The organism is Sphingomonas sp. GW821-FHT10C01 (genome assembly GCF_059415525.1).
The window spans coordinates 286214-312547 of sequence record NZ_JBWKNK010000004.1 but is presented as its reverse complement, the minus strand read 5'-3'; the positions used below and the strand labels follow the sequence as shown (position 1 = coordinate 312547).

Below are 26334 nucleotides of genomic sequence, written 5' to 3'. Positions count from 1 at the left end.
CCAACCGTCATCCCGGCCTTGTGCCGGGATCCATCGGAAGGCAGCGCATGAAGCAGAAGCTCAAGCCCCGCCGGTGCGGCACCACGGATCCCGCAACAGGGCCGGGATGACGCCCCTACAACGACAATCTCCACATCACCGAAATCCGCCAATCCTCGTCGAACGCCGGATAGGGATCGTCGATCGCGGTCGCCGCTTCCAGTCCGATCTCGGCCTTCTCCCTGAACTTGATCCGCCCGCCGATCCCGGCGGACGCCATCGACAGGTCGATCCTGGAATCGATCCCGCGCGCCGCGATGCCGATCCAGGCGCGGTCGGCAAAGGCATAGAGTTCGCTCGCCGCGAACGCCCCGCCCTTCGCCGGGCGCACCGCCAGCTCGCCCAGCGCTCCCGCCCCCTTGTCGGCGGTCAGGAATGCGGTGTCGAACGCGCGACCCAGCGCCTCCCCGCCGACCGAAAACCGCTCGGCCGCGGGCAGCCGGTCCCCGCTATACTGGCCCGACAGATTGAACCGCAGCGCCACGCGCTTGCCCAACGCCTGCGCCACGCTCGCCGCGCCGCTGACCTTGCGGAACCTTTTCTGCGCGAACGGCTCGATCACCCGCGCACCGAGCATATCGATCCCCTGCGATACCGCCGCGCTCACCGCCCATGACCGTTTCTCGCGCGTATCGCTGATCCCCGCGGCCACCCGTACCGCGCGCGTCCGCTCGGTCGCGATCAGATTGCCCAGCACGGCATTGTCGCTGTTGATCCCGTCCACGCCCAGGCTGAGGTCGGCGGCCCGGTGAAAGCTGCGCACCAGCGGGTAGCTCAGCGTCACTCCGGCCAGCTTCGCCACGCCCTTGCCGGCAAAGCCGCGCGGCCGCGTCTCCAGCCAGGCGGCATTCGCGGCGAAGGTCAGCCCGCTCGCCGTCAACGGCGCCTGATAACCAGCGGCGGCGTAGCGATAGCGTCTGAAATCGCTCGCGGCGGACAGGCCGAGCGTCAGCTGATCGCCCTCCCCGGCCAGGCCATAGAATTCGGCGTTGAGGTCGAACTGCCCGCGCCCGGTCAGATCGATCCCGCGATTGCTGAACCCGGCGGTGATCTTGCGGCGCTTCTGCCTTGGAGTCAGCGTCAGGTTGAGCGCGCCATCGTTCCGCGGATCCTTGAACTCCGGCTCGATCGTCAGCCCGGGGATCGCCCGCATCAGCGTGAACTGGCGCTCGAACGTCGCTCGGCTCAGCGGGGCCTCCGTCGTCATCCGCCCCGCCCGCGCCGCGAGCAACCGGTGCTGGCCGCGCGGCGCCTTGATCTCGACCTGCGCGATCCGTCCCTCGGTCAGCAGCACCTCGACCACATCATTGGCGAAATCCTGTTCGGGGATGGCGATCGTGTAGAGTGCGATGTCGCTCTTGCCATAGGCACGCGACAGACTGCCCGCGAGTTCGGCAAGCGCTTCGCCCGTCATCGGACGCCCCAGAAACCCCTCGGCCGCACGCGCCACCGGACGCGGCGCCTCGGCCCCGCGAAAGCGAATGCCGCGGATCGGCCGCCCGGTACCATGCGCCTTCACCGCCGCGCGTTCGATGACGGGCGCGGATTTGAGTTCGGGCGCGGGGGGGCGGGGCCGGTCGATCCGGTTTCGGTCGATCAGGCGGGTGCCGTCCTGCGGGTCAGCAGCGGCGGCCAGCGCCATCATGGCTGCCAGCATCATGTTTCCATCCTCGCCATGGAAAAGGCGCCCGCGCACGCAGACGCGGGCGCAGGTGGCTCAGTCGTTCTTGGGCGCGAGGCCGCCGAGCAGTCCGGCACTCTGTCCGGTCTTGCCCAGCACGCCACCGACCGTGCCGGTGGTCGTCTGCACCACATTCTTGGTGGTTCCGACCAGGCCGCTCGTGGTGCCGCTCAGCAGCCCGCCGGTCGTGCCATTGACATCGAGCGCGACGAGCTTGCCCCCGGTCGCCGTACTCACCGTCGCGAGCGACCCGGTCCCCGGGTTCTGTGCGAGCACGTTGAGCCCAATCAGCGGTTTCGAACCCTCCGGCGCGGCGACTACCTTGCCCTTGCCCAGGTCGATCGCGACCAGCGCGCCGAGCTTCCCGCCGACCCCGTCCAGGATCAGTCCGCCGGTGCCGCTGCCTTCGCCCAGATTGACCAGGGTTTGGCCGGTGCGGTCGAGCACGCGGGTGACGGTGCCGGTGACAATGCCCGTCACGGGAAGCTTGCCGTTCACCACTTGCGCCAGCTGGTCATGCTTGCCCGCGACGCCGATCACCGTGTTACCCGCGGTGACGATCAGATCGCCGACTAGCCCGCTGGCGCCGCCCGAGCTTCCCGTGCCACCCGACGAACTGCTCGACCCGCCGGAAGAGCTGCTCGATCCGCCCGATGAGCCGCCCGAGCCGCCGGACGAACTGCTCGATCCACTTCCGCCCGAACTGCTCGAACTCGATGGTGGCGGATTGTCGCCAACCCAGCCGACCCGATAATTTCCGGAACTTTCGCACGCCGCCAAAGCCAGTGCCGCCGTGGAGGCGAACACCAGCGCCGGCCAAATGGCCGTTTTGCTAGTCATGACACATCTCCTATCTTATGGATATCTACCGATATCGATAATATCGCGAAATTCTATTCACCTCAGTTGGTTCCATGAATTTGAAATGAATCGTAGTTACTGAAATATTTATTTGTAGCTTACTTGTATTTTACTGAATGACTTGGAGCACCTCTGCCCGTCGGATTCTTTTCCGGACTCGCCGCTCGTGCGGTTGACGATGCCGGACCCCACATCCATATGCCGGGCGCTGGCACTCGCTTCAGGGGAGTGCCAACAATTTCAACCCGCGTTCAGGAGAGCTCCATGAACTTTCGTCCGCTGCACGACCGCGTGCTCGTTCGCCGCGTCGAGGCAGAAGCCAAGACTGCCGGTGGCATCATCATCCCCGACACCGCCCAGGAAAAGCCGCAGGAAGGCGAAGTCGTCGCCGCCGGTTCGGGCGCCAAGAACGAGAAGGGCGAAGTGACCCCGCTCGACGTCAAGGCCGGCGACCGCATCCTGTTCGGCAAGTGGTCGGGCACCGAGGTCAAGGTCAACGGCGAAGACCTGCTGATCATGAAGGAAAGCGATATCCTCGGGATCATCGCCTGACCTCATTCACCGCACCGCCTCGCGCACGCGTGGCGGTGTGACTTTTGAGACTTTCCAGATTTTGAAAGGGTAGCCACCATGGCAGCCAAGGACGTAAAATTCGGCCGTGACGCGCGTGAGCGCATCCTGCGCGGCGTCGACATCCTCGCCGATGCGGTGAAGGTCACGCTGGGCCCGAAGGGCCGCAATGTCGTCATCGACAAGAGCTTCGGCGCGCCGCGCATCACCAAGGACGGTGTGTCGGTTGCGAAGGAAATCGAGCTCAAGGACAAGTTCGAGAACATGGGCGCCCAGATGGTGCGCGAAGTGGCCTCGAAGACCAACGACGTCGCCGGCGACGGCACCACCACCGCGACCGTTCTCGCCCAGGCGATCGTGCGCGAGGGCATGAAGTCGGTCGCGGCCGGCATGAACCCGATGGATCTGAAGCGCGGCATCGACCTCGCCGTCGGCAAGGTGGTCGCAGACCTCCAGTCGCGTTCGAAGGCCGTCAGCGGCTCGAACGAGATCGCCCAGGTCGGCATCATCTCGGCGAACGGCGACCGTGAAGTCGGCGAGAAGATCGCCGAAGCCATGGAGAAGGTCGGCAAGGAAGGCGTGATCACCGTCGAAGAGGCGAAGGGTCTCGAATTCGAGCTCGACGTCGTCGAGGGCATGCAGTTCGACCGCGGCTATCTGTCGCCCTACTTCATCACCAACCCCGAGAAGATGGCCGTCGAGCTGGCCGATCCGTACATTCTGATCCACGAGAAGAAGCTGTCGTCGCTCCAGGCGATGCTGCCGATCCTCGAGGCGGTTGTGCAGTCGGGCCGTCCGCTGCTGATCATCGCCGAGGACATCGAGGGTGAGGCGCTCGCCACGCTCGTCGTGAACAAGCTGCGCGGCGGCCTTAAGGTCGCAGCGGTCAAGGCACCGGGCTTCGGCGATCGCCGCAAGGCGATGCTCGAGGACATCGCGATCCTGACCAAGGGCGAAGTCATCAGCGAAGACCTCGGCATCAAGCTGGAGTCGGTTACCCTCGGCATGCTCGGCACCGCCAAGCGCGTCACGATCGACAAGGACAACACCACCATCGTCGACGGTGCGGGTGAAGCCGATGCGATCAAGGGCCGCACCGACGCGATCCGTCAGCAGATCGAAGTCACCACCAGCGATTACGACCGTGAGAAGCTCCAGGAGCGTCTCGCCAAGCTCGCCGGCGGCGTGGCCGTGATCAAGGTCGGCGGCGCTTCGGAAGTCGAAGTGAAGGAGCGCAAGGACCGCGTCGACGACGCGCTGCACGCGACCCGCGCTGCGGTCGAAGAGGGCATCGTCCCCGGTGGCGGCACGGCGCTGCTCTATGCGACCAAGGCGATCGACGGCCTCGAAGGCGCCAACGAAGACCAGACCCGTGGCGTGGACATCGTCCGCAAGTCGCTGACCGCGCTGGTTCGCCAGATCGCCAGCAACGCGGGCCATGACGGCGCGGTCGTCTCGGGCAAGCTGCTCGACCAGACCGACACGTCGTTCGGCTTCAACGCCGCGACCGACACCTACGAGAACCTCGTGGCTGCCGGCGTGATCGATCCGACCAAGGTCGTCCGCACCGCGCTGCAGAACGCAGCGTCGGTCGCCGGCCTGCTCATCACCACCGAAGCCGCTGTCTCGGAACTGCCCGAAGACAAGCCGGCGATGCCGATGGGCGGCGGCGGCATGGGCGGCATGGGTGGGATGGACTTCTAAGTCCTGTCACCCGGCCACTCGGCTGGAACAAGCAAGGGGCCGGCGGAGCGATCCGCCGGCCCTTTCTTTTTCGGCTCATCGCCGCAACGTCACCCCCAGCGTCACCGCCCTTGCGCTGCTCCCATCCACGCGCCGCCCGCCGAGCAGATCGACGTCGATCCACGTCTTCGGTGTCCAGCGCACCCCGGCCTGGAACCCGGGCTTGCCGCCGTCACGAACGAACCCCTCTGCCATCACGGACAGGGTGCCGCCGACCCGCGCTTCGACCTGCGCCCCGGCGACAAACCCATGACGATCCCCGGTCCGCGCCCATTGGTAACTCAGGTTGAAGTTGGTTCTGACTCGCGGCGTCAGGTCGATCGTCAACGGCACCAGCACCGCAGCGCTCTCGACCTTTCCGGTGGAGGTATCCACCGCCGCCGACATCGCCACGCCCAGCCCGAAGCCGCGCGACGGCCTGCGCAACGCCAGCTTCACCGCTGGCCCCACCAGCGTATGCCGGTGCCCCCGCTCCCAGCCATACTGGATCGCCGCGCCGAACTCGATCGAGGGCAACGCATGAAAGGTACAGGCGGGCGACAGGTTCATCAGCCGCCGCCCACCCTCGAACCCGGTCAGCCAGCTTTCGGCGTGGCACAAGCCCGGCGTCTCGACCTCGGCATCGTCGACGACATGCGGTCCGCCCGACGCGCGCGCCTCCTCGGCCGCCACGAACATCGCGGCGAGACCGAGACCGGCGGCACTCCAGCCGCGGGGGGCAACCCCGCGCCGGAGCCGGATCACCGAAGCCACCCCTTGCGCTTGATGTACCAGAGCGGCAGCAGCGCCGCGAGCAGGGTCAGCAGGATGGTGGCGGTGAACCCCCATTCCCACGACAGTTCGGGCATCACCGCGAAGTTCATGCCGTAAAAGGTCGCGATCAGCGTCGGCGGCAAGAACACCGCTGTGATGATCGTGAACACCTTTACCACCTGGTTCTGCCGCACATTCAGGCTCGTCATCACCGATTGCTGGAGATAGCGGACCTTGTCGTGCTCGAACCCGGCATGTTCCTTGATGCTCTGGATGTCGGAAATCAGCGTCTCGATCTGGCCACGCAGCTCGGCATCGTCGACTTCCGCCCGCAGATACCGCGCCGCCCGCGCCAGCAACAGCTGGCTCTCCAGGATGCGCGAGACCAGTTCCTCGCGGTCGTTGAGCTCGGCCAGCGTCTCACCGATGTCGTCGGTGGTGAGTTCGCGTCCGGCATCGTCATAGCCCTCGGCGATCTGGCGGATCTTGCGGTTCATCCCCTCCAGCGCCGCACTGGCGAGCTCGAGGATCTGGTTCGACGCCGAGTTCACCGCCTGGAGCAGCACGTACATCACGCCCTGCGCGGTGCGCGGGATGCCCGGCCGCCGGCGCAGGATCGCGAGCGCCCGGTCGAACGGTACGAACCCCTCGGCCGGCTCGCGCGTCACCAGCACTGTGTCGCCCAATGCGAAGGCGATCTGGTCCTGCCGCACCTCATGCCCCTCGCGCGCCAGCACGCTGACGGGCAGGTAGATGAACGCCGCGTCCTCCTCATAGCCCTCCTCGGGTGGTGGAAAACGACAGCCGAGATCGGCCGCCGCGCGGCCAAGCTCCGCCACATCGTCGCTGCGCAGCCGCCACCATACATGGGCAAGGCTCGCCTGCTCGGGGGCGAGCCCCGCCTGATTTACATGTGCCATCGCCTATTCCTTTCCGGCGCGGTCGGCGTGCGAGGGCGAAGAGGACGACGTTACCGTCGCCGTCCCGCCCGGCTGCAGATAGTGGATTCCGATCATCGCGGCGCAGATCAGGACGTAGAGGATGATCACCGAAAGGATCACCTCCCGCTCCAGATCCGCGGACGAGTTCCTGCGCTTGCGCATGGCTCAGCCCTCCCGTGTCAGGCGGCGAGACGGAAGACGCGGTGGGGTGACACGCATCGCGGCGCCACCTCCCCTTCGTCGCGGACCCAGCATGCGACGGGCACGCCGGTCACCGGGTCGGGCGACCAGTCGAGCCGCAGCGGCGCAGGCCGCACGACGACAGGGGCGACCCGCACGGGCAGGCGATAGACGCACGCGGCCGGACGGCCGGGCGCCAGCGTGAAACGGCGATTGTTCAGATTGGTCATGCTCACCTCCATCGGCCCGTCATGGGCCTCCGGGGCGAGCGGGGACGCGACTAGCGGCCGGCGCTCGCCCGGCGATCCGTGCCGGGCGCGTTCCTCGGTTTCGATGCGGCGGCGGGCATGCCCGTCACCGCGTTGCTACTAGAGTCGCTGTCCATGGTTCCTCTGGTTGCGATTCCCGCGCCCCGGATTGGGCGCGGCCGGGCGTCTGCGCCTCTCCGCCGGTAAGGTCAACCCGTTAGGGGCATCCGCCGGCGCGCGATTCATGATATCGCTTCCCGAAATTTAACGCTTCACCGCTATCGCCAGATCAGGGGGTTCAGGAGCGGCATGAACGCGGCAAAGGCCATTGATCGATCGACTGTCCGTGAGGCGGCGTCCGCGCTGCGCCTCGCGCCGGCTGCTATGTCCGCCGATTTCCTGCCGCTCGGCCTGACCGATCCCGCTCTTGCCGCCGAGTGGGACGATCTCGCCGCGAACGCCTCCGAACCCAACGCCTTCATGGAACGCTGGTTCGTCTCCGCCGGTGCCATGCACCTCCCGCCGCGCCACGGCCGCCTGCTTACCGTCCGCGCCGGCGATCAGCTGATCGGCCTGCTCCCGCTCACCACCGAGCCGCGCTATGGCCGCCTGCCGATCGCGCATGTCGAGAACTGGCTCCATTATCATTGCTTCCTCGGCGGCCCGCTGCTCCGCAGCGGCCATGAAGCGGCAGCCTGGACCGCAATCCTCGACGCGCTCGACGCCGATCCGCAATCGTCCGGCCTGCTCCACCTCACCGGCCTGGTCGAGGACGGCCCCGTCCACAACGCCCTGCTCGCCGTCGCGAACCGCCCCTGCGACACCGTCCACCGGATCGAGCGCGCACTGCTCGAAAGCGACCTCTCGCCCACCGCCTATTACGAAACCACGGTACGCAAGAAGAAGCGCAAGGAGATCAAGCGCCTCCAGTCGCGCCTCGCCGAGCTGGGCGCCGTCTCCACCACGCGCCTAACCGATCGCGCCGACCTCCCCGCCTGGGTCGACACCTATCTCGCGCTCGAGCAATCGGGCTGGAAGGGCCGCGCCGGTTCCGCGCTCGCCAGCGAGCCGCATACCGCCGCCTTCTTCCGCGATGCCCTCACCGGTGCGTTCGACGCGGGCAAGCTCGAGCTCCTCCGCCTTGACCTCGACGGCAAGCCGCTCGCGATGCTGGTCAACTTCCTGACCGCACCCGGCTCCTTCTCGTTCAAGACCGCGTTCGACGAGGAGTTTTCCCGCTACTCCCCCGGCGTGCTGATCCAGCTCGACAATCTCGCCATTCTCGACACCCCGGCTATTGCCTGGATGGACAGCTGCGCCGCCGCGGATCACCCGATGATCGACAGCCTGTGGGGCGAGCGCCGCGCCATCGTCCGCGTCACCCTGCCCCTCGCCGGCTGGCGCAGCCGCGCCCTGTTCCGCGTCGCCCGCGCCGTCGAGCGCGCGGCCGAAACCATCCGCAACCGCCGCACGCGCCCGCAAGCGCCTCCGGAGACCGAAGAATGACCGCCACCCGCCTCGCGCCCGCGACCGTGTTCGACAGCGACGCCCGCGCCCGCTTCGCCACCCTCTATCCCGAACAGCCGGGCAAGATCGCGCACGACCTTTCCGGCCACAAGCTGTTCGAGCTCGAGTCGCTGGTCGAGCTGTCGCAGCGCATCCGCCCCGTCGATGTCGAGCAGAACCTCGCCAATCTTCCGATCGAGGTCGATCCCTCGACCGTCCAGCATAACGGCCTGTCGGTCGCGGACTCGATCCGCTCGATCGAGCAGAACGGCTCGTGGATGGTGCTCAAGTTCATCGAGCAGGACGCCGTCTACCGCCAGCTGCTCGACGAGATTCTCGACGAGTTGGAGCCGGTCGTCACCGCCCGCACCGGCGCGATGATCAAGCGCGAGGCGTTCGTCTTCGTCTCCTCGCCCGGCGCGGTCACCCCTTTCCACATGGACCCGGAGCACAACATCTTGCTCCAGATCCGGGGTGAAAAGACGATGACGCTGTTCCCCGCTGCCGATCCCGAGCTGACGCCGGGTTCGTTGCAGGAGGAATTCCACCGCGGCGCCCACCGCAACCTCCCCTATCGCGACGAATTCCTGCCCAAGGGCCAACCGATCAGCCTCACCCCAGGCGAGGGCCTGTACGTGCCCGTGAAGGCGCCGCACTGGGTCCGGAACGGCCCCACCACCTCGGTCTCGCTCTCGGTCACCTGGCGCTCCGAATGGAGCTATCGCGAGGCCGACGCGCATGCCTTCAACCGGCTGTTGCGCGGCGCAGGCCTCAGCCCCGGCATGCCCGCCCGCTATCCGCATCAGAACATGTTCAAGGCCTATGCCTGGCGTGCCATCGCCAAGGCGAAGCGGCTGACGGGGAATCCCGATCCGCAATGAGCGCAGCGCTGCCCCTGACCGCCAGCCATGACTCCGCGCGACTCCATGAGTCGCTCGACGGCATCGCGCGCGATGCGGCCCGGGCAGCTCAACCCGGCTTCTACGATCGCCACGACTGGCTCGCACTCACCCGCGCGCACATCTATCCCGACGACCCGCTCGCCATCGCCAGCGCGCATGAGGGCGACGCCACCGCATGGCTTCCGCTGCGCGATTGCGGCGGCGGTCACGGCCGCGGCCTCGCCAGCTGGTACACGCTCGCCTTCGCCCCGCTCTTCACGCCGGACACCGATCCCGGCACCCGCTCCCGCCTGCTCGCCGAACTCGCCCGCATCCTGCGTCGCCGCTTCGATACGCTCAGCCTCTGGCCGCTCGAAGCCGATGTCGCCGCGCAGCTTCAGGTGGCGTTCCGCGCGCAGGGCTGGCTGCCGCGCCTTCAGTTCGAAACCGCCAACTGGGTCGCCGACACCGCCGGCCTCGATTTCGACGCCTATTGGGCCGCCCGTCCCTCGAAGCTGCGCAACACCGTCCGCCGCCGCACCAAGAACTCACCCTTCACCGCGCAGGTGCTCGACCGGTTCGACGATGCCGCCTGGGACGCATACGAGGCCGTCTACGCACACAGCTGGAAGCCCGATGAGGGCGCCCCGACCTTCCTCCGCGCCGCCGCAGCGGCTGAGGGCGCCGCCGGTACGCTACGCCTCGGCATCGCCCGGCGCGACGGCGTTCCGGTTGCCGCGCAATTCTGGACGGTCGAGAACGGCCACGCCACGATCCACAAGCTCGCCTATCTCGAAAGCGAGCGCGAGCATTCGCCCGGCACCCTGTTGTCGGTGGCGATGTTCCGCCATGTCCTCGACCAGGATCGCCCGGCGGTGATCGACTATGGCAATGGCAACGAGCCCTATAAAGCCGAATGGATGGACACACGCCGCGAACGCTTTCGCCTGCGCCTGTTCAACCTGCGCAGCGTCGGCGGCTTGTCCCAGGGCGTCAGCCGCGCCGCCCGTGCCGCGCTCCGCCGCATCACCGGCTGAATTGGCTTGAAATGCGACCTTTGGCGCACTTCCAAATCAACTCAGGTCGGCTCCGCCGCAATTGTATAGTCAAATCCGTGAAGCAGCCCGCCCTGTCGCGCTGACAGGCTGAGCGCGCGCTCGCGGATTTCCTCGCCTTGCGCCTCAAGCGCCATCGCCAGCAACCGATCGGGCATGGCCTCCAGCCGGCGCCGGCACATGTCGATCTGGCTGTTCACGAACCGCGCGCCGTAACGGATCGGGAAGCGCGCAACGTCGGTCACCCGCCAGCCATTGGTCTCCAGCCGCTCCACCACCCATTCCAGCGGAAACTCGCGATAGGGCCGCTCGGCTGACAACAGCAGCACCGCGTCGCGATAGCGTCCGATCTCCCAGATGATCCGCCCCGCCTCGGTCCCCGGGTCCTGGCTGACATAGGGTTCCAGCCCGACCAGATAGAGCCGCCCCGCCGTCACCCCGTGCAGCCGCGCGAACATCCGTTCCTGGAAATAGGGGGCAAAGCCCTCGACCGCGCCGATCAGATAATCGGCCAGCACCGTGTCGAACCGCTCGCCCGCTAGCAGCGTGGGGTCGGCCCAGTTGCCGACGATGATGCGGTCCTGCGGCCGCCGCACCGGCTCGGCGACGTCGCGCACCTGCGCAGCATGCGCCACCGCGCCGCTCACCGCGACCCAGCGTTCGGTCGGAATCGACGTCACCCAGCCGATCGAATTGGTGCCCGTCCCTGCGTCGAGCACGGCGCCCCAGGGCCGTTCGCCCTGAAGCGCCTCGATATGCCGGAACAGTGCGGACGGCTGTCGCGTCCGCACTGCCCCTGCTCGGGCGGACAGGAGCCCGCTCAGAACGCCGCCCTCAACCCGAACACGATGTTGCGCCCGCGCAGCGGCGCCGCATTCTTGATGAAGGACGCATGGTTGAACGCCAGGTCGTTGGTCAGGTTGGTCCCTCGCACGAACAGCTCGGCGCTGCGGTTCGCGCCAAGCTCCAGCTTGTAGGCGACCGTCGCGTTGACCATGTCATAGCCCGGCGTGCGCGTCTCGTACGACGCGACCTTCCCCTGTTCGAACACATGATAATATTCGGCGTCCGCCGTGAACGGCCCGAGATGCGCGTCGGCGCGTGCGCCCAGCCGCCCGGCGGGAATGCGCGGCAGATTGCCTTGCCCCTCCTTGAATTTGGCGCGGACATAGTCGCCGAACACCGACGCCGCGAATTGCGGGGTAAACTGGTACCGCATTTCGCCGTCGATGCCGGTAAAGGTCGCGCCGCGCCCGACATAGCGGATCAGGCGGAAATCCTCGAACCGGTCGATCGTGTCGCCATAGATATAGTTGGCGAAATCCTGATGATAGGCGCCGATGGTAAAGGTCGCCGCGCCCTTGGTCTTGCGCAGCGTCAGGTTGATCGAGTTCGATTTCTCGACATCGAGCGAGACCTTGTCGCGCAGCCTGGTGTTGCCCGTGACCATGCCGATCTCGAACGTGTTGGTCGCCAGGTGGACGCCATAGGCGTAGAGTTCCTGCACCGACGGCGCACGCTCGGCATGGGCAAAGGACAGCGCCACCGAATAGCTGTCGTCGAGGCTCCACACCGCCGCGGCCGATGCCGAGAACGGGCTGTGGCTGATCGAGGGATAGCGCGCGGCGTACGACTTCACGTCCTGCCATTCCTGCCGCACCGCGCCCTCCAGCCGCACCGGGCCAAGCTGGAGCGATTCCATCAGGAACAGCGCCGTGTTCTTGGTCTTGGTGTTGATCAGGAACGCCTCGGCGCCGGTGGCTGAGAAATCGCTTTCCCAATGCTGCACGCCGAACACGCCGCGCAGCCCGCCGATCGGCTTGTGCGCCAATTCCAGCCGCACGTCGGTCGCCTTGTTCTTGAAGGTCGTGGCGACAACGCCCTCGTCCAGCTCGTCATGCTCGTAATCGGTGAACGACATGCGGAACCGCACGCGTTCGAACCCGGGCAGCGGATCGCGCCAGTCGCTGCGGATGTCGAACCGGTCGCTGCGCAGTCTCACTTCGGGCGGATCCTCATGGCCGTGCCCGTGATCGTGGTCATGATCGCCATCGTCATGGCTGTGTCCGCCGCAATGCAGCTTGGTGCCGTGCGGATGGCAATCCTCATATTCATGGCTGTGGCCGGGCAGGCCATAGGTGCTGCGCTGGCGGGTATAGGCGACGCCCAGATAGCCATTGTCGCCGATCCACGACGCGCCGGCGCTCAGCGTGTTGGTGTCGTTGTACGATCCGTCGACATGATCCTCGCCGAACTTGCCGGGCACGCGATAGTCGTTCGACTTGCGCTTCACGCCTTCGATACGAAGCGCGAACGGACCGAGGCCTGCGGTCACGCCGCCGACGACCGCGCGTTCGTCATCGCCTGTGCCCAGCCGGCCCTCGATCGCACCGGTGATCCCGCCTTGGGGGAACGATGTCGGCACCTTCTCGTCCAGCAGGTTGATCGCGCCGCCGCTCGCGCCGCTACCGTAAAGCAGGGTCGCCGGACCGCGCAGCACCTCGATCCCGCGCAGCAACAGTGGTTCGGCGGAAATATTATGGTCGGGCGAGATAGCGGAGGCATCCTGGATGCCGACGCCGTCGGTCAGCGCCTGCACGCGCGGCGCGGTCTGGCCGCGGATCACCGGACGGCTCGCACCCCCGCCAAAGCTCTCGAAATTGATGCCGGGCTGGCCGGCCAGCGTCTCGCCGATCGTCGCCGCGCGGCGGTGCACCAGTTCGTCGCCGCTCAACGTGATCACCGGGGTCGCGGTCTCGTCGACGGTCTGCTGCAGCGGGGTCGCGGTGATGACGATCTCGCCTTCGGCATGGCTGCCCGCCTGCCCGGCCGCATTGGTGTTGCTGTTCGCATAGGCCGCACCCGGCAGGATCGCGACCGCCGACACGGCGCAGAGAAGATGATGACGCACGCTGTTACCCCTTTGACGCTTACTGATGCGGGCCGATTAAGTGATGATGTATCATCACGCAATAGGGTTGTTCCGCTTGCAATGTTGGAATTGCTTTGCTTGCCTCGTCCTCATGCGCTCCGCTTTGCCTGCCCTGTCCGCTCTTCCCCTTCGCGGCCAGGCTGTGGCAGGGGGCAAGTCAAGGGGGAGCTAGTGTGGGTTTTGACGGTTTCCGCGGCGGCCTGACATCATTTGCCACGCTCGCCGCGCTGGCGCTCGTGCTGTTCAGCGCGTTCTTTCACTGGCAAATTCTCGATACCTCCAACGTCGCCTGGCTGCTGCGCGGCACCGATAATGGCGAAAACGCGCTCGGCCTTCACGCTTGGCTGCACGATCCCGCGCCGGGCTTCCTGCGCACCACCCTGCTCAACGCGCCCGAGGGGACCGGACTGCTGTTCACCGACAGCAACCCCTTGCTCTCGGCGTTGGTCTTCCCGTTCCATGGCCTGCTACCCGCCGATGCTCAGGTGATCGGCTGGTGGCTGCTGCTCTGCCTGTTCCTCCAGCTCTTCTTCGCGTGGAAGCTGCTTCGCCGCCACGCGCCCAATGAAGTCGCGCTCTGGTGCGGCGTGCTGCTGCTGGCGGCGCTGCCCACCTTGTTCAACCGCATCGTCCATGTGAATTTGATGGCGCACTGGCTGATCCTGTGGGCGCTATGGCGCTTCACGGACCCGGATCGAGCGGGCGAGAACAAGGGCTGGGCGGTGCTGATCGCGGTATCCGCCTTCATTCACTCCTATCTGCTGGTGATGGTCGGCGCGATCTGGGCGAGCGCAATGCTCGAACGGCTCTGGAAAGCGCCCAGGACTGCCCCCCGCCTCTTCGCCGAAGGTCTCGCGATCCTGCTCATGGTCGGCGCCATCGCCTGGAGCCTCGGCGTGTTCGAACCGCACTGGCCTTCGGGCAATTACGGCGCGTTCGCGATGCCGCTGGATGCGCTGTGGAACCCCGGCGTCGCGACCCATTCGACCTTCCTTCCCGCGATCGAGCAGCGACCCGGTCGCGGGTTTGAGGGGTTCCAGTATCTCGGTCTCGGCCTGCTGATCCTGCTCCCCCTCGCCGCGTTCCTCGCCCCGCGCCTGCCACGCCCAGCGGCGGACACCGGCGACAGCCTCGCTCGGCTCAAATGGCTGATCCCGGCGCTGATCGCCCTCACCCTGATCGCGATCAGCACCTATCCCGACTTCGCCGGCCAACGCCTGCCGCGCTATCAGCTGCCCGGCAACGTCGCGGTCGCGCTCGACGCGGTGCGTGCTTCGGGCCGACTGTTCTGGCCGGTCGCCTATGTCCTGGTGTTCGCCGGCATCCGCATCTTCTATCGCTTGGAACCGCGCCGGGCCGGGCTAGCCTTAATGGCACTTACGGTTGTGCAGATCGCGGATCTGACGCCGATGGCCGTTTCGATCCGCGCCCAAAGCGCCGAAGCGCGCGGCGCGCCTCTCTATGTCCGCACTGTCTCCCCCGAATGGGACCGGCTGGTCGCACAGGCAAAGGATATCGCCTTTGTCCCGGGTGACGTCACCAAGGGCCTCGGCGTATTCCAGGAGATCGCATGGCGCGCCGCCAAGCGGCAAGTGCCGGTCCGCGCGGTCTATGCCGCCCGACCGTCGCTCGCCAGCAACGACCGTCAGAATGCGGAGACCGACGCCTTCCGCCGCGGTGAGGCGGTTCCAGGGCGCCTCTACATCCTGATCGACGGCGAACCGATCCCGCCACCGCTAATGAACCGCGTCCGTCTGCTCGACGGTGTCACGATCCTGTTTGAACCCTAGGTCCACCCGCGCCTCAGAAACCGTTCGCACCGCCCCGGCAATGCGGGTTGACGAGCGCTTCGCGGCCGTGCGCTCAAGATCATTCGTCAAATTTACCGACATCAGGTTAGACCGTGTCGGTTTTGTTTACAGTTTCAGGGTAAGAGTGGCACCGCCATGATCCGCCTGTTCAAACACTATATCCCGAACGCGGTGCTGTTGCTCGCGCTGTTCGACATCATGCTGCTGTTCGCGGCGGCCGAATTCGGCTGGATCTATCGCGCATATCAGATCGGGATGAAGGTGGAGCCGATCCACACCCGCATCCTCCAGATGACCAGCTTCGCCCTGTGTCTCGAGCTCGCGATGATCGCGGTCGGCGTCTATGGCGCGGACGCACTCCAGTCGATCCGCGTCGCCGCGGCGCGATTGCTGGTCGCGGTATCGCTCGGCACGATCTTCCTGTCGGTGGTGTTCTTCGTCGTCCCGGCATTCACCTTCTGGCGCTCGAACCTGCTCTACGCGATGCTCGCCGCCACGGTGATGCTGTTCATGCTCCGCTTGTTGCTGGGCAAGACATTGGGCAGCCAGGTGTTCAAACGCCGCGTCGTGGTACTCGGCGCAGGCGCGCGTGCCGAACGCCTGAAGGTACTCTCGAAAAAGCCCGGCGCCGGGTTTGTCGTGGTCGGCTATGTCGCGATGAGCGAGGCGAACCGCGTGATCCCCGAGGCGATCGCGCGCGACGCGATCTACAGCCTCGCCGATCATGTCGTGTTGCTCAACGCCAGCGAAGTCGTGCTCGCGCTTGAGGAACGCCGCAACGCGCTTCCGCTCAAGGATCTGCTGCGGATCAAGACCACCGGCGTCCATGTCAACGATACCTCGACCTTCCTTGAACGCGAGACCGGCCGGGTCGATCTCCAATCGGTCAATCCCAGCTGGCTGATCTTCTCCGACGGTTTCTCGTCAGGCCGGATGCTGTCGAGCATCTTCAAGCGCTTCTTCGACATCGTCGCCAGCCTGATCCTGCTCATCCTCACGCTGCCGGTAATCCTGCTCGGCGCGATCGCCGTGAAGCTGGAGAGCCGCGGCCCCGCCTTCTACCGCCAGCGCCGCGTCGGCCTGTACGGCCAGGGGTTCGACATCATCAAGCTGCGCTCGATGCGCCAGGATGCCGAAGTCGCGGGCAAGGCGGTCTGGGCGGAGAAGGACGATCCGCGCATCACCCGCGTCGGCTGGTTCATCCGCAAGGTTCGGATCGACGAGCTGCCGCAATGCTGGTCGGTGCTGAAAGGCGAGATGAGCTTCGTCGGACCGCGCCCCGAGCGTCCCCAGTTCGTTGAGGATCTCGAGGCCAAGCTGCCTTATTATGCCGAACGACACATGGTGAAGCCCGGAATCACCGGCTGGGCGCAGATCAACTACCCCTATGGCGCCTCGATCGAGGACAGCCGCCAGAAGCTCGAATACGACCTCTATTACGCCAAGAACTATTCACCCTTCCTCGACGTGTTGATCCTGCTCCAGACGATCCGGGTCGTGCTCTTCCCGGACGGCGCGCGCTAATCCCATGGTTCCCGCGCTGATCCTCTGGGGCCACGCCCTGGCGGCCCTGCTGTTTGGCGCTCTGGGCCTCTGGACGCTGCGCCGGGTCGAATCCGGGGTACCGCGCAAGCCGCTTGCCGCGGCGCTGACGATGACCGCGCTCTGGGCTCTTGCGGTTGCCGGAATCGGTGAGACCGACCTGACCACCCGCGTCGCCGAAGCCGCGCGGAACCTCGCCTGGCTCGGCTTCATGATTGCGCTCCACCGCCGCAACGGGTCGGAGCGGCCGCCGGCGGCGATCGGCACCGTCTATGGCGTGGTCGCAATCGTCATCCTGATCGCGCTCGCGCTCAATGTTGTCGCTGCGACGACACCCAGTATCGCGTCCGAAGTCGTTCAGGCGGCACTGCTGCTGCGGATGATGGCGGCGATCGCCGCCCTCGTCCTTGTCCAGAGCCTGCATGGTGCCATCACCGCGCCCGGAACCGCCGGAATGCGCCCCGTCGTGCTGGCGATCGGCGCGATGTGGCTGGTCGATACCAATGTGCTCAGCGTCGCGTGGCTCACCATGGACTGGCCGGACCAGCTCGTCGCGGTGCGCGGCGGTGCGATGACGTTGATCGCCGCGGCGATCGCGATGGGCCTCCAGCGGCGCGGCGAATGGCCGATGCAGCTTTCGCGCACCGTCGCCTACCAGTCGCTCTCGCTGGTCGCGATCGGCCTCTATTTCGCGTTGCTCGCGCTCGCCACCTCGGCGCTTGCCGCGATCGGCGGCGACAATGCACGGCTGCTCCAGACCGCGTTCGTCTTCGGCTCGACCGCCGCGATCCTCACCGTCGTCTCCAGCCCTTGGCTGCGCGCCTGGACCAAGGTGAAGCTCGCCAAGCATTTCTTCGCCCACCGCTACGACTATCGCGCCGAATGGCTGCGCTTCACCGAGACGCTGGGCGAACCGGAGGGCAGCGCCCCGCTCGACGAGCGCATCGTCAAGGCGCTGGCGGACCTCACCGACTCTCCCGCCGGCGTGCTGCTCGTACCGCAAGGCGACACCCTCGGCGTCAGCGCCGGATGGAATGTCGCGCGCGGCGGCTTGCCGACTGCCTATGGCGAGGACTGGTCACATGCCGCGCTCGATCCGGCATTGATCCTCGAGCTCGACACCACCGACCCCGACGCCACGGTACCCGCCTCTATTCGCGCCTGGGACCAGGCATGGGTCGTCGTGCCGCTCGCCCACCACAACCGCCTTGCCGGTGCGATCGTGCTCGCCCGCCCGCCGATCGCACGCGCGCTCGACTGGGAGGATTTTGACCTGCTCAAAGCCGCCGGCCGCCAGCTCGCCAGTTACCTCGCGGAGGAACGCGCGCAGGAGGCCTTGGCCGAGGCGGAACGCTTCGAAGAGTTCAACCGCCGCTTCGCCTTCATCATGCATGACATCAAGAATCTGGTCAGCCAGCTCACTCTCGTCGCGCGCAATGCCGAGCGTCACGCCGACAACCCCGCCTTCCGCGCCGACATGATCGCGACGCTTCAGGATTCGGCAGGGCGCATGAACGACATGCTCGCCCGTCTCTCACAGCATCATCGCGCTCGCACCGAAGCGCCCGTCGCGGTGCCGCTCGCCCCGCTCGCCCGCCGGGTGGCGAAAGCACGCCGCGCGCAGCATCCGGTTGAGGTGTCGAGCAGCGGCGACCCGCTCGCCATCGCCGATCCGGCACGGCTCGAAACCCTGCTCGGCCACCTCATCCAGAATGCGATCGAGGCGAGTAGCCCAGGCACACCGATCACGATCGAGGTGCGCGCAAACGCAAGCGAGGCGCAGCTGGACGTGGTCGATCGCGGCACCGGCATGTCCGCCGCCTTCATTCGCGATAAGCTCTTCAAGCCTTTCGTTTCCTCCAAGCCCGGGGGCTTCGGCATCGGTGCGTTCGAGGCACAGAAGCTCGCCGCCGAAATGGGCGGTCGGATCGAGGTCGAGAGCAGCGAGGGCAAGGGATCTCGGTTTCGCGTCGTACTGCGTGCAGCGGGCGGCGCCGGTAACGAAGTTGGACAGGCGGCATGAACGACAAACCCAAATTGCTGATCGTCGAGGACGATGCCGGACTGCAGCGTCAGCTGCGCTGGGCCTATGAGGGCTATGAGATCCTCACCGCGGGCGACCGTGAGAGCGCCATCGCGATGCTGCGTGCCGAGGAACCCGCCGTGGTCACGCTCGACCTCGGCCTGCCGCCCGATCCCGACGGCACGACCGAGGGGTTCGCCGCTCTCGAAACCATCCTCGCGCTCAAGCCCGATACCCGCGTCATCGTTGCCTCGGGCCATGGCGAGCGCGAATCGATGCTGCGCGCCATCTCGATGGGGGCGTGGGACTTCTACCAGAAGCCGATCGACATCGACGCGCTCGGCCTGATCGTCGCGCGCGCCTTCCACGTCCATGCGCTGGAGGCGGAGAATCGCCGTCTCGCGGCGCGCGCCGAAAGCGGCACCGCCTTGGGCGGCATCGTCACCGGCTCCGCCGAGATGCTCAAGGTCACGCGCACGATCGAGCGAGTCGCCCCTGCCGATGTATCGGTGATGCTGCTCGGCGCCAGCGGCACCGGCAAGGAACTGCTCGCCCGCGGCCTTCACGACGCCAGCCGCCGCAAGGGCGAGTTCGTCGCGATCAACTGCGCCGCCATCCCCGAAACGTTGCTCGAATCCGAACTGTTCGGGCATGAAAAGGGCGCCTTCACCGGCGCGGTCAAGACGACCGAGGGCAAGATCGAACAGGCGCAGGGCGGTACCCTGTTTCTCGACGAGATCGGCGACGTGCCGCTCCCGCTCCAGGTCAAACTGCTCCGCTTCCTCCAGGAACGCGTGATCGAGCGCATCGGCGGCCGCAAGCCGATCGCGGTCGACACCCGCGTGGTTTGCGCGACACATCAGGATATCGACGCGATGGTCGCCGCCAGCACGTTCCGCGAGGATCTCTATTACCGCCTTGCCGAGATCGTCGTGCGCATCCCCAGCCTCGCCGAACGGCCGGGCGATGCTGGCCTGCTCGCGCGCCACCTGCTCCATAAGCACGTCACGGCGATGAAGCTCGGGTCCAAGAGCTTCGCCCCTGACGCGATCGACGCAATCGATGCCTGGCACTGGCCGGGCAATGTCCGCGAGCTCGAAAACCGGGTAAAGCGCGCCGCGATCATGGCCGACGGCAAACTCGTCACCGCTGCCGATCTCGATCTGTCGCCCGCCGAGGGTGCCGATCCGATCAACCTCAAGGCCGTACGCGAGGCCGCGGACCGGCGCGCGATCGTCCAGGCATTGTCACGCAGCGACGGCAATATCTCCGGCACCGCGCGCCTGCTCGGGATCAGCCGCCCCACCCTCTACGATCTGATGAAGGCCTATGACCTCCAGCCCTGAGATCACCCAACCCGTTGCCCAGCGGCGCAAATGGCGCAGCGGCGGCGCTCGCCTGTCCGGCAAGGGCCGCATCAACCTGCGCCGGATCGTCGTGTTCGCGCTGTGCCTCGGCGCGTTCGGCGTTGCCCTGCTCGCCTTCCGATCCGTCGTCGCCAACCGGGTAGACCCGGATGCCGCGCGCGCGGCGGTCGCGCGCAGCCAGCAATATCTCAAGGCAAGCAACGCATCCGCCGCCCGCAGCCAGGCCTTCGGCGCCGTGCGCGCCGATCCGCAATGGGGCGAAGCGCATCTCGCGCTCGCCCGCGCCTCGCTTGCGCTGGATGAAGGGATCGCGGCCGAGGCGTCGCTTCGCCGCGCGCTCGACAATGGCGTCGCCCCCAAGCGCATCCATGCGCTGATGGCACATGCGATCCTGTTGCAGAGCGACCCCCGCCGCGCGCTGGTGGAGGCGAACAAGGCACTCGCCGCAAACCCGTCCGGGCCTGACCATCTCTACGCGATACGCGTCCGCACCCGCGCCTATCTCGCCGGCGGCAACCTCGCCGCCGCACAGGAATCCGCTCTCGCTGCGGTCCACCTCGCCCCCGACGACGCCAATGTCTGGACCGATCTCGGGCGCTTCCGCGCCAACGCGGGCGACATGGTCGGCGCGATCGAGGCTGCCGGCAAGGCGACCCAGCTCGACAGCGGCAATACCGATGCGCTGATCCTGCGCGGCGAGCTTGTCCGCAGCCAATATGGTCTGGTCGCATCGCTCCCGTGGTTCGAGGCGGCGCTCAAGCGCGATCCCTATCGCCACGGCGCCCTGATCCAATACGCCTCCACCCTCGGTGACGCCGGTCGCACCCGCGAAATGCTCGCGGTCACGCGCAGGGCGATGGAGGTGCGTCCGCGCAGCCCGCAGGCGCTCTACCTCCAGGCCGTCCTCGCCGCCCGTGCCGAGCAGTTCGACCTCGCGCGCCAGCTGCTCCAGCGCGCCGGCAGCGGAATCGCTTCGCTCCCCGGCGGCCTGCTGCTCGGCGGCACGCTCGATCTGGAGGAAGGCAGCTACGAGCGCGCGGTCGAGAAACTGCGCAACCTCGTCAACGCGCAGCCGATGAACATCACCGCGCGCAAGCTGCTCGCCACCGCGCTGTTGCGGTCCGATGCATCGAAGAACGGGATCGAGCTCCTCCTGCCCGTCGTCGCCCGCGGCGACGCGGATGCCTATGCCTTGAGTCTGGTCGCGCGCGGCTACGAACGCATCGGCCTGCGCGCCGAAGCCGCCAGCTATTTCGACCGCGCCGCCTCGCCCGCACGCGACGGCGCCGCCTGGTTCAGCTCCGACGACGCGCTCCCGATGCTGACCGCCGCCGCGCAAAAGGCGCCTACCGACGACCCGCGTGCCGCGATCCCGCTGATCCGCGGCCTCATCGACGGCGGCGACACCGGCACCGCGCTCGCCCGGGCGCAGGAGATCGCCCAGCGCAATCCCGGCGCCCCCGCCGCCCATACGCTGGTCGGCGACACGCTGATGCTGCTCAAGCGCCCCGCCGACGCGGTCCGCGCCTATAAGGACGCGGCCAATATCCGCTTCGACGAACCGGCGATGCTCCGCCTGGTCGAGGCACTCGACCGCTCCGGCCAGCGGCAGGAGGCGTCCACCACGCTGGCGCTGTTCCTCTCACAGAACCCGCTCAACCTTGCCGCGCTCCGCCTCTCGGCCAGCTGGCAGGCCGCGGCGGGCGACTATGACGCCGCGATCGATTCGCTCGAAGCGGTCCGCCTGCGCACCGGCAATCGCGACGCGGCGCTGCTCGCCGAGCTCGCGCTCGCCTATGCCGGCGCCGACGAACCCGAGCGCGCCGCCCGCTATGCCGAGGCCGCCTATCACCTCGCCCCGTCCAACCCGGCGGTCGTCGGCGCGATGGGCTGGACGCTCACCGAAAGCGGCGATGTCGAAGGCGGAATCGAGCTGCTGCAAAAGGCGGTCTCGATCGCCCCGCGCCATCCGGTGCTACGCTGGCAGCTCGCCCAGGCCTATGCCGAAGCTGGTCGCAACGCCGAGGCAACGGCGGAAGCCAAGGCCGCGATCGCCACCCCCGGCTTCGCCGACCGCAGCGCCGCCGAAGCCCTGATCGCGAAGCTGGCCTGAATCGCCCGCAAGCACAGAATCATTGCCAATCCGCCCGGCGCGCCATAGCGCGCTGGGCATGAGCGACCCGCTGGACCGTATCGCCGCCGCGCTCGAGCGCCTGGCCCCGCCGCCGCCGCCCGTGCCGGACCTTACCGCGCATCCCGCCTATGTCTGGCACCGCGGTTTCCTCCAGCCCGCCCGCGCCTTCGCACCGCTGCCGCTCGCCGAGCTGGTCGGGATCGATCGGCAGAAGGAGACGTTGCTCGACAATGTCCGCCGCCTCGCCGCCGGCCTACCCGCGCACGACGTCCTGCTCTGGGGCGCACGCGGCACCGGCAAGTCCGCGCTCAGCAAGGCCGCGGTCGCCACAGTCCAGGCCGAAGGCGGTGCGGTCGCGCTGATCGAGGCTCAGGCCGACGCGCTCGACACGCTGCCCCAGCTGTTCGCGCTCATCGCAGCCAGCCCACGCGCCTTCGTCGTCTTCCTCGATGATCTCGGCTTCGACGCCGCCTCGGACGGCCGCGCGCTGCGCTCGCTGCTCGAGGGCGGAGCCGAAGCACGCCCCGTCAATGCCCGCCTGTTCGTCACCTCGAACCGCCGCCATCTGATCCCGCGCGACATCGCCGAGCAGTCGAGCGCGATCAATCCGCGCGACAGCATCGACGACAACCTCGCGCTCGCCGACCGATTCGGCCTATCGCTGGGCTTCCACGCGATCGACCAGGACACCTATGTCGAGATCGTGCGCACCTATGCCGCGGACCACGGCCTGCCCTTCGATGCCGCCGAGGCGATCAACTGGGCGACCCGGCGCGGGAGCCGCTCAGGCCGCGTCGCCTGGCAATATGTCGTCGAGCTGGCCGGTCGGAACGGCAAGCGGCTCTGAACCTCCGCCCGCCTCGCCCGTTGTGACGCCGTGACAACGAACCTTCCCGTCCCGCGCGAAGCGGTGCTCATCGTCAACGCCCGCTCGCGCCGTGGCGCGGCGCTGTTCGAGCAGGCGCGCGCCAAGTTCGAGGCGGAGGGCATTCGCCTCACCGCCGCCTGGCCGATCCGCGATCCCTCGCGCCTCAACGACGCGGTGCGTGGCGCCGTGCGGTCCGGCGCGAAGATGGTCATCGTCGGCGGCGGCGACGGATCGCTGTCGGGCGTGGTGGACGATGTCGTGGGCAAGGACGTCGTGTTCGCCGTTCTGCCGCTGGGCACCGCCAACAGCTTCGCGCGCACGCTCGGACTGCCGCTGGACCTCGACGGCGCGATCAAGGCGATCGCCACCGGCAAGCGCCGCCGCGTCGATCTCGGCATGATCGATCACGACTATTTCGCCAACGCCGCCGCGATGGGCCTGTCGCCGATGATCGGGGAGAGCGTGCCCCATAACCTCAAGAAATATCTCGGCCGTGTGGGTTACCTGACCTGGGCGGTCTGGTGCTTCGCACGCTTCCGCCCGTTCCGCGTGTTCATCGACGACGGCCAGAAGACCCACCGCATGTGGGGCAGCGAGGTCCGCATCCTCAATGGCAAGTTCCATGGCGGCGTGGTGATGAGCGACGAGGCCTGCGTCCAGAGCGGCGAGATGATGATTCAGGTCGTCACCGGCCGCAACCGCTGGCGCCTCGCCTGGGACTGGTATGCCCGCTTCTTCCGCCTGCGCTCCCGCGACCAGACCGTCAGCGAGTTCCGCGGCGCCGAATTGAAGCTCGACACCCGCCCCCACCACCGCATCTCGATCGACGGTGAGGTGCTCGCCCGTACGCCAGTGACGGTGCGGGTGGCCGAGCGCGCCATCGACGTCGTGGTCCCCGCCGACTAACAGCCCCTACGGAAGCGATGAACGGAGATCAGGCGATGAGCGAAACCCCCTGGCTATTCTCCTATGGCACGTTGCGTCAGCCCGAAGTCCAGATCGAGCTGTTTGGCCGCACGCTCGAAACCGTCGAAGACAGCCTGCCCGGCTTCAGGGTCGAGCGGCTCCGGATCACCGATCCGCAAGTCATCGCATTGAGCGGCTCGGACGAGCATCCCGTCCTCCGGCGCGGCGCCGATGGCGATGTGGTGAACGGCTCGGCGCTCGCGGTCACCGGCACCGATCTCGAGCACGCGGATCGTTATGAGGTCGACGACTATGTGCGGATCGCGGTGACCTTGGCCTCAGGTCGCGACGCGTTCGTCTATATCCACCGCGACGACCAATAGGCTCACCCCAGCCCCTCGACCATCTCCGCCAGCTCCAGCCAGCGCAGCTCGGCCGCATCCTTCTCGTCGCGCGCCTTGGCGATCCCCGCCATCAGCGTGTCGAACTTGCCCGGGTTCTTGGCGTAGAGGTCGGGATCGGCCAGCGCCGCCTCATCCTTCGCGATGCCTGCATCCAGCTCCTCGATCCGCTTGGGCAACAGGTCGTAGTCGCGCTGGTCCTTGTAGCTGAGCTTGGTCTTCGGCTTCGGCGCTTCGGCGACCGGCGCGGCCTTGGCCGCTGCCTTCTTGACCTCGGTGCGGACCTTCCGCTTCGCTTCCCAGTCGGCATAGCCGCCGACCACCATGTCGACCGTGCCCGATCCGTCGAGCCCGATCGTCATCGTCACCGTGCGGTCGAGGAAGTCGCGGTCGTGGCTGACGATCAGCACCGTGCCGTCATAATCCGCGATCACTTCCTGCAACAGGTCGAGCGTCTCGAGGTCGAGATCGTTGGTCGGCTCGTCGAGCACCATCAGGTTCGAAGGACGGGCGAACTCGCGCGCCAGCAACAGGCGCGAGCGCTCGCCGCCCGACAGCGTGCCGACCTTAGCATCGACCATGTTGGGCTCGAACAGGAATTCCTTGAGATAGCCGTGGATGTGCTTGCGCACGCCAAGCACATCGATCCACTCGCCGCCGTCCGCCACCACCTCGCGCACCGTCTTCTCGGGCTGCATCCGGCTGCGCTGCTGGTCGATGATGACCGGGTCGAGCGTCTTGGCGAGCTTCACGCTCCCCGTGTCCGGTTCGATCTCCCCGGTCAGCAGCTTGAGCAGGGTCGACTTGCCCGCGCCGTTCTTGCCGACGATGCCGATGCGGTCGCCGCGCGTCACGCGCAGCGTCAGGTCGCGGATGATCGTGCGGTCACCGTACGACTTGGACGCGCCCTTGGCGTCGATCACCACCTTGGTCTTCGAATCGTCCGACGCCGTGGCCAGGTTGGCCGCGCCCGCCGGGCCGGTCATCGCCGCCCGCTCGGCGCGCATCTCGAGCAGCTTGGTCAGCCGTCCCTGGTTGCGCCGCCGCCGGCCGGTGACGCCGCGCTGCAGCCAATGCTCCTCCAGCTTCAGTCGCGCGTCGAGTTTCTCGGCCGCGCGCTGCTCCTCGGCATAGACCTGCTCGGTCCAGGTCTCGAATCCGCCGAAACCGATCTCGGCGCGGCGCATCGATCCACGGTCGAGCCACAGGGTCTGCCGCGTGAGGCGCGTCAGGAAGGTGCGGTCGTGGCTGATCACCACGAACGCGCCGCGATAGCGGTTGAGCCACTCTTCCAGCCACTCGATCGCATGGATGTCGAGATGGTTGGTCGGCTCGTCGAGCAGCAGCACGTCGGGATCTTGCGCCAGCGCCCGCGCGATGCCCGCGCGGCGGCGCTCACCGCCGCTCGCCGTCGCCGCCTCACGTGTCAGGTCGATGCCCAGCTGATCGGCGATCGCCTCCGCCTCGTGCCGCTGCGGCGCGTCGTCGCCCGACAGGACATAGTCCATCAGCGTCGTGCATCCGGTCATGCGCGGTTCCTGCTCCAGCATCACCACGCGCGTGCCCGGCTGGATCGTCCGCCGCCCCTCGTCCGCGTCGACCTGTCCGGCCAACAGCTTGAGCAGCGTGGTCTTGCCCGCGCCGTTGCGCCCGATCAGCGCCAGCCGGTCGCGTGCGCCGACATAAATGTCGAGATCGCGGAACAGCCAGCCGGATCCCTGGACCAGACCGAGTTTTTCATAGGAGAGGACAGGAGCAGCCATAGCGCCGCGCAGGTAGGCGGACCGGCTTCCCGGAGCAAGCCCGCCGCGCCCATGGATCGCGATCAGCAGCTTTCGGGAGGCTTACCGGCATATTCACCGGCTGTTCAACGGTTCGCACCTATGCCAAGC

At 67.3% G+C, this 26334-nt stretch carries 22 protein-coding genes; 13 read left to right on the top strand and 9 right to left on the bottom strand.

All coding sequences use genetic code 11. From position 1 onward, the window contains the following. Positions 1-115 precede the first annotated feature (115 nt). On the bottom strand, positions 116-1699 hold the full coding sequence (locus AC07M1_RS17240) for a ShlB/FhaC/HecB family hemolysin secretion/activation protein (protein ID WP_495163856.1): 1584 nt from the start codon (positions 1697-1699) through the stop codon (positions 116-118). 57 nt (positions 1700-1756) lie between these two features. Beyond that, on the bottom strand, positions 1757-2560 hold the full coding sequence (locus AC07M1_RS17235) for a hypothetical protein (RefSeq protein ID WP_495163855.1): 804 nt from the start codon (positions 2558-2560) through the stop codon (positions 1757-1759). Positions 2561-2845: 285 nt separating this feature from the next. On the opposite strand from AC07M1_RS17235, the gene groES reads away from it, so the two are divergent. Both groES and groL read left to right on the top strand, forming a co-directional pair. Continuing rightward, entirely contained in the window at positions 2846-3133 is a 288-nt protein-coding gene (groES, locus tag AC07M1_RS17230; protein ID WP_066579595.1) for a co-chaperone GroES, read from the top strand. A gap of 78 nt (positions 3134-3211) precedes the next feature. After that, positions 3212-4855 carry a chaperonin GroEL gene (gene groL / locus AC07M1_RS17225; protein ID WP_495163854.1) on the top strand — a complete coding sequence of 548 codons (1644 nt, stop codon included), beginning with the start codon at positions 3212-3214 and terminating at the stop codon, positions 4853-4855. A gap of 75 nt (positions 4856-4930) precedes the next feature. On the opposite strand, the gene AC07M1_RS17220 is transcribed toward groL, so the two are convergent. The 4 genes from AC07M1_RS17220 to AC07M1_RS17205 are packed head-to-tail and all read right to left on the bottom strand — an operon-like array spanning position 4931 to position 6998. Beyond that, entirely contained in the window at positions 4931-5638 is a 708-nt protein-coding gene (locus AC07M1_RS17220; RefSeq protein WP_495163853.1) for a PA4824 family protein, read from the bottom strand. Beyond that, the gene (locus tag AC07M1_RS17215) at positions 5635-6567 is read right to left on the bottom strand and encodes a CorA family divalent cation transporter (RefSeq protein WP_495163852.1); all 933 of its coding nucleotides are present in this window, start codon (positions 6565-6567) and stop codon (positions 5635-5637) included. The genes AC07M1_RS17220 and AC07M1_RS17215 overlap by 4 nt, the downstream gene beginning before the upstream one ends. A gap of 3 nt (positions 6568-6570) precedes the next feature. Then, complete coding sequence (locus AC07M1_RS17210) at positions 6571-6750, bottom strand: hypothetical protein (RefSeq protein WP_075151290.1); 180 nt, start codon at positions 6748-6750, stop codon at positions 6571-6573. Positions 6751-6767: 17 nt separating this feature from the next. Further along, on the bottom strand, positions 6768-6998 hold the full coding sequence (locus AC07M1_RS17205; RefSeq protein ID WP_495163851.1) for a hypothetical protein: 231 nt from the start codon (positions 6996-6998) through the stop codon (positions 6768-6770). A gap of 327 nt (positions 6999-7325) precedes the next feature. Here AC07M1_RS17205 and AC07M1_RS17200 point away from each other — a divergent pair, with 327 nt between their 5' ends. The 3 genes from AC07M1_RS17200 to AC07M1_RS17190 are packed head-to-tail and all read left to right on the top strand — an operon-like array spanning position 7326 to position 10440. After that, positions 7326-8522, top strand: coding sequence for a GNAT family N-acetyltransferase (locus AC07M1_RS17200; RefSeq protein WP_495163850.1), 1197 nt, complete (start codon positions 7326-7328; stop codon positions 8520-8522). Continuing rightward, positions 8519-9403, top strand: coding sequence for a cupin-like domain-containing protein (locus tag AC07M1_RS17195; RefSeq protein ID WP_495163849.1), 885 nt, complete (start codon positions 8519-8521; stop codon positions 9401-9403). Before AC07M1_RS17200 ends, AC07M1_RS17195 begins: the two co-directional genes overlap by 4 nt. Next, entirely contained in the window at positions 9400-10440 is a 1041-nt protein-coding gene (locus AC07M1_RS17190) for a GNAT family N-acetyltransferase (RefSeq protein ID WP_495163848.1), read from the top strand. Before AC07M1_RS17195 ends, AC07M1_RS17190 begins: the two co-directional genes overlap by 4 nt. Positions 10441-10481: 41 nt before the next feature. Here AC07M1_RS17190 and AC07M1_RS17185 read toward each other — a convergent pair whose 3' ends face one another. Both AC07M1_RS17185 and AC07M1_RS17180 read right to left on the bottom strand, forming a co-directional pair. Beyond that, positions 10482-11249, bottom strand: a complete 768-nt coding sequence (locus AC07M1_RS17185; protein ID WP_495163847.1) for a hypothetical protein — start codon at positions 11247-11249, stop codon at positions 10482-10484. 29 nt (positions 11250-11278) lie between these two features. Continuing rightward, entirely contained in the window at positions 11279-13369 is a 2091-nt protein-coding gene (locus AC07M1_RS17180) for a TonB-dependent receptor domain-containing protein (RefSeq protein ID WP_495163846.1), read from the bottom strand. 194 nt (positions 13370-13563) lie between these two features. Here AC07M1_RS17180 and AC07M1_RS17175 point away from each other — a divergent pair, with 194 nt between their 5' ends. The 8 genes from AC07M1_RS17175 (at position 13564) to AC07M1_RS17140 (ending at position 24424) form a co-directional block, all read left to right on the top strand. Next, positions 13564-15180 (top strand): DUF6311 domain-containing protein, encoded by a 1617-nt coding sequence (locus AC07M1_RS17175; protein WP_495163845.1) that lies wholly within the window; start codon positions 13564-13566, stop codon positions 15178-15180. Positions 15181-15336: 156 nt separating this feature from the next. Further along, positions 15337-16725, top strand: a complete 1389-nt coding sequence (locus AC07M1_RS17170) for a TIGR03013 family XrtA/PEP-CTERM system glycosyltransferase (RefSeq protein ID WP_495163844.1) — start codon at positions 15337-15339, stop codon at positions 16723-16725. A 4-nt stretch (positions 16726-16729) separates the two neighbouring features. Beyond that, entirely contained in the window at positions 16730-18766 is a 2037-nt protein-coding gene (gene prsK / locus AC07M1_RS17165; protein ID WP_495163843.1) for an XrtA/PEP-CTERM system histidine kinase PrsK, read from the top strand. Beyond that, positions 18763-20112, top strand: coding sequence for a PEP-CTERM-box response regulator transcription factor (gene prsR / locus AC07M1_RS17160; protein ID WP_495163842.1), 1350 nt, complete (start codon positions 18763-18765; stop codon positions 20110-20112). The genes prsK and prsR overlap by 4 nt, the downstream gene beginning before the upstream one ends. Next, the gene (locus tag AC07M1_RS17155) at positions 20096-22246 is read left to right on the top strand and encodes a tetratricopeptide repeat protein (RefSeq protein ID WP_495163841.1); all 2151 of its coding nucleotides are present in this window, start codon (positions 20096-20098) and stop codon (positions 22244-22246) included. The genes prsR and AC07M1_RS17155 overlap by 17 nt, the downstream gene beginning before the upstream one ends. A gap of 58 nt (positions 22247-22304) precedes the next feature. Then, positions 22305-23114 (top strand): ATP-binding protein, encoded by an 810-nt coding sequence (locus AC07M1_RS17150; RefSeq protein ID WP_495163840.1) that lies wholly within the window; start codon positions 22305-22307, stop codon positions 23112-23114. 30 nt (positions 23115-23144) lie between these two features. Then, positions 23145-24041 (top strand): diacylglycerol/lipid kinase family protein, encoded by an 897-nt coding sequence (locus tag AC07M1_RS17145; RefSeq protein WP_495163839.1) that lies wholly within the window; start codon positions 23145-23147, stop codon positions 24039-24041. 35 nt (positions 24042-24076) lie between these two features. Further along, a complete protein-coding gene (locus AC07M1_RS17140; RefSeq protein ID WP_495163838.1) occupies positions 24077-24424 on the top strand; it encodes a gamma-glutamylcyclotransferase family protein in 348 nt (115 codons plus the stop codon). A 2-nt stretch (positions 24425-24426) separates the two neighbouring features. On the opposite strand, the gene AC07M1_RS17135 is transcribed toward AC07M1_RS17140, so the two are convergent. After that, on the bottom strand, positions 24427-26205 hold the full coding sequence (locus AC07M1_RS17135) for an ABC-F family ATP-binding cassette domain-containing protein (RefSeq protein WP_495163837.1): 1779 nt from the start codon (positions 26203-26205) through the stop codon (positions 24427-24429). Positions 26206-26334 lie beyond the last annotated feature (129 nt).